At 30.5% G+C, this 11,949-nt stretch carries 8 protein-coding genes; all 8 read right to left on the bottom strand.

All coding sequences use genetic code 11. From position 1 onward, the window contains the following. The coding region (gene ileS, locus WBG30_RS06105) for an isoleucine--tRNA ligase (RefSeq protein ID WP_424503760.1) at window positions 1-2,552 on the bottom strand (2,552 nt) is incomplete at its 3' end. Then, on the bottom strand, window positions 2,545-4,917 hold the full coding sequence (locus WBG30_RS06100) for an ATP-binding protein (protein WP_424503759.1): 2,373 nt from the start codon (window positions 4,915-4,917) through the stop codon (window positions 2,545-2,547). The genes WBG30_RS06100 and ileS, both read right to left, overlap by 8 nt. A 1-nt stretch (window position 4,918) precedes the next feature. Continuing rightward, window positions 4,919-7,081: a Tex family protein gene (locus WBG30_RS06095; RefSeq protein WP_424503758.1), complete on the bottom strand. Its 2,163-nt coding sequence runs from the start codon at window positions 7,079-7,081 to the stop codon at window positions 4,919-4,921. Between the two features lie 115 nt (window positions 7,082-7,196). Next, window positions 7,197-8,072, bottom strand: coding sequence for a UTP--glucose-1-phosphate uridylyltransferase GalU (gene galU, locus WBG30_RS06090; protein WP_424503757.1), 876 nt, complete (start codon window positions 8,070-8,072; stop codon window positions 7,197-7,199). Between the two features lie 67 nt (window positions 8,073-8,139). Beyond that, window positions 8,140-10,053, bottom strand: a complete 1,914-nt coding sequence (metG, locus tag WBG30_RS06085) for a methionine--tRNA ligase (protein ID WP_424503756.1) — start codon at window positions 10,051-10,053, stop codon at window positions 8,140-8,142. A gap of 28 nt (window positions 10,054-10,081) precedes the next feature. After that, window positions 10,082-10,717, bottom strand: coding sequence for a lysophospholipid acyltransferase family protein (locus tag WBG30_RS06080; RefSeq protein ID WP_424503755.1), 636 nt, complete (start codon window positions 10,715-10,717; stop codon window positions 10,082-10,084). Window positions 10,718-10,886: 169 nt separating this feature from the next. After that, on the bottom strand, window positions 10,887-11,246 hold the full coding sequence (locus tag WBG30_RS06075; RefSeq protein ID WP_424503754.1) for a YbaB/EbfC family nucleoid-associated protein: 360 nt from the start codon (window positions 11,244-11,246) through the stop codon (window positions 10,887-10,889). A 179-nt stretch (window positions 11,247-11,425) separates the two neighbouring features. After that, a partial coding sequence (locus tag WBG30_RS06070; RefSeq protein WP_424503753.1) for a S49 family peptidase occupies window positions 11,426-11,949 on the bottom strand: 524 nt, incomplete at its 5' end.

Genomic DNA, 11,949 nt, shown 5'->3' with positions numbered 1-11,949 from the left:
TCATCAGCTATATATAATTCTAATTTTGCATCTAATGCATTACCAATTATTTTTTCTTCACCTTGTCTAGCTTTTTCTAATACTTTATTTACTTCTTTTCTAAGTTTTGAAATTTCTTCCCACTTAGCTCCTAACTCTTCATTGATCCATTCAGGATTAGCCTCATACCAAGAAGTTAGTAATACTGAATCTGTATCTTTAGCTTCTGCTGGTAATTTACCCCAGATCTCTTCTGCTGTAAACGATAACACAGGTGAAATCATTTTAGTCATAGCTACTAATACTTCATACATAACAGTTTGCGCTGATCTTCTAGCTATTGAATCAGTTTTTTCTACATATAGTCTATCTTTGATTATATCAAGATAGAATGCTGACATCTCTAACCCTGCAAAATAATGAACATCATTAAATAAGTTATAGAATTCATATTTGTCATAGTTAGTTGTTACATTAGTTTTTAATATCTCTAATCTATGTAGTGCCCATTTATCTATCTCTGTTAAATTTTCATAATCTACTTTATCCGTTGCAGGATTAAAGTCATTTATATTTCCTAGAATATATCTAGCTGTATTTCTAACTCTTCTATAAGATTCAGAAATTTGTTTAATTGCATTATCAGATATTCTTACATCATCACTGTAGTCTACAGATGCACACCACAATCTTAGGATATCTGCTCCATATGTATTTATTATATCCATAGGATCTACTGTATTTCCAACCGATTTAGACATCTTTCTACCGTCTTTATCATTTACAAATCCATGAGTTAAGATAGCTTTATAAGGTGCATCTCCTGTAGAACCGATAGAAGTTAATAATGAAGTTTGGAACCAACCTCTATGCTGATCCGATCCTTCTAAATATAGATCTGCTGGTCTTTTCAGATAATCTCTAGTATTTAATACACTTCTATGAGATACTCCTGAATCAAACCATACATCCATTATATTTGTTTCTTTTCTTAATTCTATATCTTTTAAGTTATATTTTTCTAATAATTCTTCTCCAATTAATTCTTCAGCTGAATATTTAACCCATGCTCCTGATCCCTCAGTTTTTACCAATGCAATAATTTTATCAGCTATTTCAGAGTTGAATATTTCCTCTCCAGTCTTATTATTATAGAAGATAGGGATATGTACTCCCCAAGTTCTTTGTCTAGAGATACACCAGTCAGGTCTATTTTCCATCATAGTAGTTAATCTATTTCTTCCCCATGCAGGTAAAAACTCTACGTCTTCTAATGCTTTTAACGCTTTCTCTCTAATATCTGATCCTTCTATCTTTACGAACCATTGTTCAGTTGCTCTAAAGATTACTGGAGTCTTACTTCTCCAGTCATGTGGATAAGAATGTTCTATTATTTCTGTATGTAATAAATGACCAGTTTCTGCCATATATTCTAAGATAGCTTTATTTGCTTTTTGATAGTACATTCCAGCAAATCTTTCCCCTGCTTCATCTGTCAAATGACCATCTTGGTCTACTGGACAAATTACTTCAATACCATATCTTGTAGATACTACATAGTCATCTTGACCATGTCCAGGAGCTGTATGTACACATCCAGTACCTGCTTCTAAAGTTACGTGTTCACCTAGAATAATTAACCCAGTTCTATCTAAGAATGGATGCTTATATGTTAATTTTTCTAATTTCCCACCTTTAAATTTCTTGATTAATTCAGCGCCTTCTATTCCCATATTAGCTAATGCGCTCTCTGCTAGTTCCTCAGCCATTACTAAGTTCCCTTTAGATGTTTTATAGATACCATAGTCAAATTTTTCATTTAAACAAATAGCCATATTAGCAGGAATTGTCCAAGGAGTTGTTGTCCATATTACAAATGAAGCTTCGTCTACACCCATTACTTCTAATGCGTCAGGATTAGCCTCCATCTTGAGAAACATTGTAGGAGATTTATGATTATGATATTCTATCTCTGCCTCTGCAAGAGCTGTTTTACTTACAGGTGACCAGTGTATAGGTTTTAACCCCTTAAAGACATATCCATTTTCATATAACTCTTTAAATACTTCTAATTGCTCCGCTTCATATTCTGGATTTAAAGTTAAATAAGGTTTATCCCATTCAGCCAATATTCCAAGTCTTTTAAATCCTTCTTTTTGCTTTTCGACCCATTTTTTAGCATACTTAGTACATTTTTCTCTAATTTTTAGAGGATGCATATCCTTTATTTTATCTCCTAATTCTTCTGCAACCTTAAATTCAATTGGTAGTCCATGTGTATCCCAACCTGGAACGTATGGCGCATCAAAACCTTGTAACCTTTTATATTTTAATATAATATCTTTTAATATTTTATTTAATGCATGTCCAATATGGATGTTTCCATTGGCATACGGAGGTCCATCATGCAATATAAATTGCCTAGCACCCTCTTTTAAACTCTTCTCATATATATTTTGTTTTCTCCAAACATTTAACATTTGAGGTTCCTTTCCAGCTAAATTAGCCCTCATTTGAAAATTTGTTTTTGGGAGATTTAGGGTTTTCCCATAATCCTTCTTTTCTTCAGACATTCATATCCTCCTTATATCTATTTAAAATTATTTTTATCTCTGCTCCTTCACCTAGTTCTGATTTTATTTTAATAATACCTCTATGGCTACTGATTATCTTATTAGCAATAGCAAGGCCCAATCCTGACGATTCTTCACTTCCACTAGCAAATGGTTCAAATAAATTTTCCCCTAAAGCCTTTGCAGATATTCCTGATCCATTATCAAGAATTTTTATTTTTATACTTTCATTAGTTATCTTAGATATTATATTAATTCTACCATTTGTAACTCCACTTATTGCATTTAGTGCATTATTTATAATCTCACGGCATGCTTTAGTAAGTTCTATAGAATCTCCTAAGAAAGTGGCTTCTTCTCCTAAAAATAGAGAAATATCTCTATTTGGATTACATCTAACATAACTTTCTACTACTTCAGTTAAGAATTTATTGATTTTTAATTTCTCAAAATTATACTCCTTTTTATCGGAATAATCAAATAATATCGAGTCTTCCCTATTGATATTACATATCTCATCTCTAAATTCTTTAAAAGCGTCACTATTTATTTGGTCATTCTTGTAAAGCTTCATCATCATAAGAGTATATTTTTCAATTACTTTATTTCTTCTGTAAATAATTTTTTTAAACATACGACCTATTGCTATATCTCTTTCATTAGTTATTTTTTCCAATCCAATCTGCTGATTTTCATAATGTATTCCAACATTTAAAAGAATCACATTAAATAATTCTACATCTTCTAGTTCTATTCTTCTACCAGAGATATAATTATCTATCAGGATACATCCCACGTTTTTTTCTCCATTAAAGATAGGCAAGATCATAAAATTACTCAAACCAAATCCCATAAGAAGTTCACTACCTAAGTAGATCTTATACCCTCTTCTGTTTTCAAAGATAATTTTTTTCTCTAATATAGCCTTATGAAATAAGTTATCATCATTTTTTATCTTAATCAATGGAACTATCTCTTTCATAGTTTCATATCTAAGATCAAAACTAGAAAGTTTATCTTCTTTAACTATATTTCTATTTTTCCTTATTTTACTACCTACCAGACATCCATGTTCATTACTATACTCAAAGAATATCGCTCTATCATAATTTAAACCTACTCCAGAAGTGAACCCTTTTAATATTAGATCTATGATCCCTTTATCACTAGGTTCTTTTCTTACACCTAGAAGGAGTTTTTCTACTCCCTCTACCCTATGGATATAAGCCTTTAATTTTTCATTCTGGTCTTCTAGTATAAAGTTACTATTTTTTAATTTTTCTACCATTTTTTTTGTAGCAAGACTCAATATTTTTATCTCACTGGTCCCATTCAACCTTACATTTCTGTCTAAATTTCCTGATGCAATATCATCTACAGCCAAAGAAAGTTCTTCTAGAGGCATTAGAAGTTGTTTGAATGTCCCATTTATTATAAATGAATTAAGTAAGATTAAAAATATTGTGGCTAATATTATTAAAGACATAGTTCCTCTTTTAAACTTAGTCAATGCTGGTTCTGCCAAACTCAAAACCAGATAGCCAACTTCACTTCCTAAAGAGTTTAATACTGGCCTAGAAATAATATTATAATCTATTCCTTTTAGAATCAAACTTTTAACATTATATTTTTTTCCGTTTAATTTTATCAGCTTAGGTTTTTCCTTTTTTAACCGATTTAATTCCATGGCATTTAAAGATAACGGCTCTCTAGTCCTATATAATCCTATATCTTCTACATCATCATGGTCTGCTACAATAAGATATTTATTACCTTTAAAATAATCTTTTTCCAAGGGTACTTCTACTAAAACAGCATATATCTCCTTGTTTTCTTCTACAGGAATTACAATTTCGTAATAAAATCTTTCTTCTAATTCATCATACATAACAGAATCTATAGTCATAGATAATTTATTTCTTATTATTCTCAGATTTTTAATAAATTTATTATTTATCTCAGAATGCATACCATTTACATCTAATATTGATCCATTTTTTCCTATTATTGTCAATCTTGATTCATGATAGAGACTAAAATTTTTAGAAATCAATTCTTTTTTCATATTTTCATATATTTCTTTATTTTCTTCCATTGTTCGGATAGAATCTATAAAAATGTCTTCTTCTACAAATTCTTTAAAATTAGTTAATTTTGTGAGTTCATTAATAAATTCCGCATTTCTTATATCTAACATATCCTCTACCACTTGAAATTTTTCTACAGCTTTAATAGAAAAGTTTTTTTCTAATTCTTTGAACACAAAAATAACAACTAATCCTATTATTGTTAGCCCAGTAAGCAGCATAGACAAATCATTATATAATATTGTTTTAAAAAGTAACGAATCTCTTTTTAGTTTCATTTTATAGTCCTTTCTTAGTTAATGCTACCCTATTTCTATTATGGTCTATACTATCTACTTTTACCTTTATTATTTCTCCTACTGCCAATTCGCTTGTCATATCTACCACTCTTTTTTCAAATTTAGATATATGTAGAAGTGCATCATTTTTCAATCCAATATCGATAAAAGCTCCAAAGTTAACTACGTTTCTTACCGTCCCTTCTAATGCCATTCCTTCTTTAAGGTCAGATATTTTTAATACATCTGATTTTAGGAGCGGCTTTGGTATATCATCTCGGGGGTCTCTTCTATCTCTAACCAATGCTTCATAGATATCTTTTGCAGTTTCTTTCCCTACTTCTTCCCTTGTTATAAACTCTTCTAAATCCATAGTTTTTAAATTAGATCTTACACCTTCTAAATCATCTTTATACTGAGCTAAAGTAGTCTTATTGTTTTTCAACATCTTTTCCGCAACCTTATAAGATTCTGGATGAATTATAGTATTATCTAGTGGATTTTTACTTTCAGGCACTATCAAGAACCCAGCCATTTGTTCATAAGCTTTTGCTCCTAACCCTTTAACTTTTAGCAATTCTTTTCTAGTAGTAAATTTCCCATTTATCTTTCTATATTCCTCTATGTTTTTTGCTACATTTTTCTTTACACCAGATATATAGGCTAGTAATGCCCAAGATGCAGTATTTACATTTATCCCCACTGAGTTTACTACTCCCTCTATAACATCTCCTAAAGATCCTTCTAATTTCTTTTGATTTACATCATGTTGATACATCCCTACTCCTATGGATTTTGGATCTATCTTCACTAGTTCTGCCAATGGATCTTGGATTCTTCTAGCGATAGATATAGCTCCTCTTACTGTTACATCAAAATCAGGGAATTCCTCTGCAGCTATTTTTGATGCAGAATATACCGAAGCTCCCGCTTCATTTACAATAAGATATTTCACATCTTCTTTAACTTCTTTTAATAGTTCTGCTACAAAAGCTTCTGTTTCACGAGATGCAGTTCCATTTCCAATCGCTATGATATCGATCTTATATTTTTCTATATATCCCAATATTTTTTTCTTAGCTTCCTGTAATTTAACAGGATTATGCATCCCCTTTACTAGGTATAATACATCATCCATTTGGTAAAATCCATCTGAATTTATAACGACAGTTTTACACCCTGTTCTATATGCTGGGTCTAAACCTAAGATGTTCTTTTCATTTAAAGGTGGTTGCAATAATAAGTTTTTTAAGTTTTCTTTGAATATCTTAATGGCGTCTAATTCACCTTTTTCAGTCATTATATTTCTAACTTCTCTCTCTACAGATGGTAAAATAAGTCTACTTAAAGCATCTTTTGCTACGTCTAAATAAAATTCTTTTAGATCTCTATTTATGAATTCACTGAGTAGATGGAATTCTATCATCTCTTTAGTTTTATCATTTAATTTAATAGACACAGATATAATTTTTTCTTTCTCCCCACGGTTTACAGCTAATATTCTATGAGACGGCATTCTAGAAACATTTTCTACATGTTCATAGTAATCTTCATATGTTTTTTTCTCATCTAATTCTTTATTTTTTTTGACCAAAGTTGTATTAACTTCTCCAAATTTCAACATTCTTTCTCTTATGTTTTCTCTATATTTAGCTTTTTCACTTATATTTTGAGCCAAAATCAATTTAGCTCCGTCTATAGCGTCTTTTGATTCTAGGATATTTTCATTTATATATTTTTTTGCTTCTTCTTCTATATCAGATAATTTTATCCCTAATTTTCTCATATACATAGCTAAAGGTTCTAAACCATTTTCTATAGCTACGTCAGCTTTAGTTTTCTTTTTCTTTTTATATGGTAGATATAAATCTTCCACTTTTTGTAATTTTTTTGCTCCTAAAATAGCAGCATTTAATTTTTCTGTCAACTTCCCTTGATCACCTATTAATTTTATAACCTCTTCTTTTCTTTTTTCGAGGTTTCTCATATAAGTAATTTTTTCTAATATTTCTCTTATTACTACTTCATCTAAATTTTCTGTTATTTCTTTTCTATACCTTGAAATAAAAGGAACGGTAGCTCCCTCATCCAATAATTTTATCGTATTATCCACTTGTTCCACTTTAATTTTTAACTCTTCCGCTACTGTTTGGTTAATATTCAATTTCTCTCCACCCACCTTCGTTATTTTTACTCATAATTATACCATATCAAACACTTTTTTTAAAACAAAAAGAGAGTATAGGAGGGATTTTCCCCTTCTACACCCTTTATTTTTATTATAACTTTATTGTCTTTAAATATTCATTCAGTCCGTCTTTTGTCTCTTCATTACGTAGACCAAACTCTATATTAGCTTTAAGTAAACCGAGTTTACTACCAATATCATATCTTTTACCCTTAAATCTATATGCTCCTACATCTTTTCCATCTTTTATCATAGCTAAGATTGAGTCTGTAAGTTGTATCTCTCCACCTACACCTGCTCCTTGCTTTTCTAGATGTTTAAATATATCGCTAGTCAATAGATATCTTCCTAGACAGGCCATCTTAGAAGGTGCATCTTCTAAGTTTGGTTTTTCTATAAAGTCCTCCATCAAGACAGTGTCTTCATCTAAATTTTTAATTGGTTTTACAATCCCGTATTTAGATACATCTTCATCTGCGACTTCTTGAACCCCTATTACACTGTTACCATGTTTCTCATAATTTTCAATAAGTTGCTTAGTTACAGGTTTTTCCTTATTATACATAATGTCATCACCTAGAGCGATAATAAATGGTTCATCACCTATAAATGGTTTAGCTTTTAATATTGCATGTCCTAATCCTAGAGGATGATTTTGTCTCACGTAAAATATATTAGCCATATCAGATATATGTTTTATCTTATTTAATAGTTCTAATTTACCTTTTTCTGCTAGTGTTTTTTCTACTTCATATGAATAATCAAAATGATCCTCTATAGAATTTTTATTTCTTCCTGTTACTATTACTATATCTGTTATTCCAGATTCTACTAATTCTTCTACTATATATTGTAATGATGGTCTATCTACGATAGTCAACATCTCTTTAGGCTGAGCTTTAGTTGCAGGTAATACTCTAGTTCCTAATCCTGCTGCTGGTATAACTGCTTTTGTAATTTTCATCATCTTTTTACCTCCAAATACTGGATTTTTCTTATTTTTTTATGGGTCTTATAAAAAAATAAGTTTTAAGCTATTTTATTTTACTAGCTACTTTTACAGCTTCATCTATAAAGATTAATTTAGTTTTCTTTTTTTCCACTGTAGTCAGTAGCATACCTTGTGATATTTCACCTTGCAACTCTACTGAATTTAAGTTCAATACTGCCATAACTTTTTTCCCTACTAGTTCTTCTGGCTTTTTATAAGTTTTAGCTATTCCAGATACTATTTGTCTGATCCCAGATCCTGTTTCTACTTTGAATTTAATCAATCTTTTAGAACCTTCTACTAATTCTGCTTCTAATATCTCTACCACTTTCATCTCTATTTTTTCAAAATCAGTAATATCAATAGGATTTTCAATAACCAAGTTTTCATCTATATCCAATGTTATTTTCTCTACAGGTTTTTCCAACCTTGGGAAGATAGGAGTAGCTTCTCCTAATTTATGTCCAGTTTTTAAGATATCCCATGCTTTAATATCTTCTACTTTGGCAGTTTTTATATCTCCATCAATTCCTAATTGTTCCCACATCTTAGATGCTGATTCTGGAATATATGGATATACCATTACCGCTATTTTATTTAATGCTTCTACTAAGTTTTTTAGTACCACTGCTAGTCTAGGTTTCCCTTCATCAGTTTTAGCAAGAGCCCAAGGCATAGTTTCATCGATATATTTATTCATTCTTGATACAAATTTAAATATAGCTTCTAGCGCTTTAGAAAATTCCACAGTATTCATGTATCTATCTACTTCTACCAATGTTTCTTCCCATAATGCCTTAATTTCATCATCATAGACCTCATGACCTTCTCCTGCTTCAACTACAGAACCGAAGTATTTATTATACATTCCTAAAGTTCTATTTAGTAAGTTCCCTAGGTCATTAGATAAATTTGCATTTACTCTATTTATCATAGCTGTCGTGTTGTAGTCTCCATCACTTCCAAAGTGAACTTCACTAAGTAAGAAATATCTAAATGCATCTACACCATATTTTTCTATCTCTGAAATAGGATCTACTACATTTCCCGTTGATTTCGACATCTTTTCTCCTGCTACAGTCCACCATCCATGAGCTACTATCTTCTCAGGTAGTTTTTCCCCTGCAGCTAATAGCATACAAGGCCAGATTATAGCATGAAATCTTAATATATCCTTTCCTAATAGGTGTACTATTTCTCCGTCTTTCCAGAATTTAGAAAACATATCTTCATTGTTTTCATACCCTATAGCAGTTAGATAGTTTGTAAGTGCGTCAAACCATACATAAGTAATATGATCTTGGTCTATCTTTAAAGGAATTCCCCAATCAAAAGTATTTCTTGAGATAGAAAGATCCATCAAACCTTGCTTTATAAAAGATATAACTTCATTTCTTCTGCTTTTAGGTAGGATAAATTCAGGATTTTCATCTATATGTTTTAATAACATATCTTGATATTTACTCATTTTAAAAAAATATGATTCTTCCTTTACTACACTTAGCTCTTTTCCACAATCTGGACATCCATTCTCTCCTACAATTTGATTTTCAGGAACAAATGTTTCACACGAAACACAATATTTCCCCTCATAAGATCCTTTGTATATATCTCCATTATCATATACTTTTTGAACTATTTTTTGTACAGCTTTTTTATGTCTATCTTCTGTTGTTCTGATGAAATCATTGTTATCTATATTTAATTTTTCCCACATCTCTTTAAATCTAACTGACATCTTGTCTGTCCACTCTTGAGGAGTGTATCCCATCTCAATGGCTTTTTCTTCAACTTTTTGACCATGTTCATCTGAGCCAGTCAAGAAAAAGACATCATAACCCATCGTTTTTTTATATCTAGCTAATACATCTGCTGCTATAGTTGTATAAGCACTTCCCACATGAGGATCTCCATTTACATAATATATAGGTGTTGTTACATAAAAATTCTTACTCATAATATATCTCCTTCTGTTTTAATATTTATTATTTTTTATTTATTTTGATTTCTGCCTGCCTGTCTAACTCTAATAAAACTTTTTCTACCCTTAACGCCACTACATTCAGATCTTCATCTGGTGCAATACTTATAGGTTTTCCTAGGATACAAACTATTTTAGAAAATGGTTTAGGCAATTCTATCTTATCCCAAGTTTTTTTAAATACCCATTTATTTTTAGAAGCGGCACCAATTGGAACTAATTTTTTCCCAGACCTTTGAGCTAAAAATAGCATTCCAGGTTTCACTTTGTATACTGGACCTTTTGGTCCATCTACTGGTGTCCCAACAATATATCCATCTTTTAAGAATTTAACCATTTTTAAAAGACCTTTAACTGCGTCTCTTCCACTAGAACCTCTGACTACTTTGTACCCAAATTTTTCTAGAGGTACACTTATTAATTCACCATCTTTAGAAGCACTAGCAAGAGCAGCTTTCTTCTTTAATTTATCCATAATCACAGTAATAGGAACTATTTTATTATGCCATGAAACATATACCGCATTTTCATCCATAACTCCTTCTGCACTTATCTTTTCAACTTTATAAGTTTTAGATAAAACTCTTAAGATATAGTAAATTAGTAATCCAAATATCTTATACTTTTTCTGTTCCTTCATCGGTTCACTCCCTATTCCTTTACTAATTATAAAATTTAATTATACCACTTATTATAGCACAACTTTTTTATATTCCCAGTAAAAAATCACTGTAAATCAAAAAAATGAACATAACATTATACAAAAAAAAGAGCTCTAAAGCTCTTTTAGATATAATTTGATGTTACTCTTAGAATAATCCAGGAATATTCATTCCACCAGTTACTGATGACATCTCTTTTTCTGCTAATTCTTCAGCTTGTCTCATTGCTTCTCCTACTGCTGATACAATAAGATCTTCTAACATTTCTTTATCATTATCTTCTACAGCTTCCTTTAAGATTTCATCTGAGATATTTATTGAAAGAATCTCTTTTTGTCCATTAATCTTAACGTTTACTGCTCCTCCACCTACTGAAGTTTCTAATTCTTTACCTTTTAATTCTTCTTGAATTTCTAACATCTTTTGTTGCATTACTTGTGCTTGCTTTAAGATATCCCCTTGATTTCCTGCCGCTTTATTTCCTTTAGATTTAATTTTTCTAACCAATTGTTGTTCCTCCCTTTATTCATTCTCTTTATTTAAATGTAATTCTTGCTTATTTATGACAATATTATTAAGTTATAAAATAAGTCGATAATTATTCATAAAACATTGCTAATACTCTTTAAAGAATTCTTTACACTTTCTAAAAGTATAGCATATCCACCTAGGAAAGTGTCAATAATTTAATTAAATTCATAAGGCATTAATAAAAGTGGTTTTTTCGCTTCAAACCGTGTAGTTTCAATCATAGGAGCTTTTATAAAACTTTCTACCTTGCTATATATATTTTTATATCCCAATAAAGTTTCATACATTCCTTTTTTCTCTGTTATTTCAATTACTTGATAATCTTCTAATTTTAAATCTGATGCTAAAGTTTTTATAGTAGTTTCTAGTCCACCAATTTCATCGACTAGTCTATTTTCTACTCCCTCTTCTCCTAACCAGATTCTTCCCCCTGCAATGTTTTCTAATTTATCTAAAGGAATATCTCTTCCTGAACTAACTCTCTCTTTGAATTCATCATATATTCCAAGACTAGATACCCTTATCTTTTCAAACTCCCCTGATGTCATCTTTGTTGTCAAAGAATTCATTCCAGAGTACTTCCCTTTTTCTACTTTTTCTATATTAACCATTGTTTTTTCTATTAATCCACTTATCTCAGGAATTACAGATACCACTCCTATAGATCCTGTTATAGTTG

This window comes from Psychrilyobacter sp., assembly GCF_049671765.1.
Lineage (GTDB): Bacteria > Fusobacteriota > Fusobacteriia > Fusobacteriales > Fusobacteriaceae > Psychrilyobacter.
Note: the sequence above shows the minus strand (reverse complement) of the source record. Positions and strands in the feature narration are given on the sequence as shown.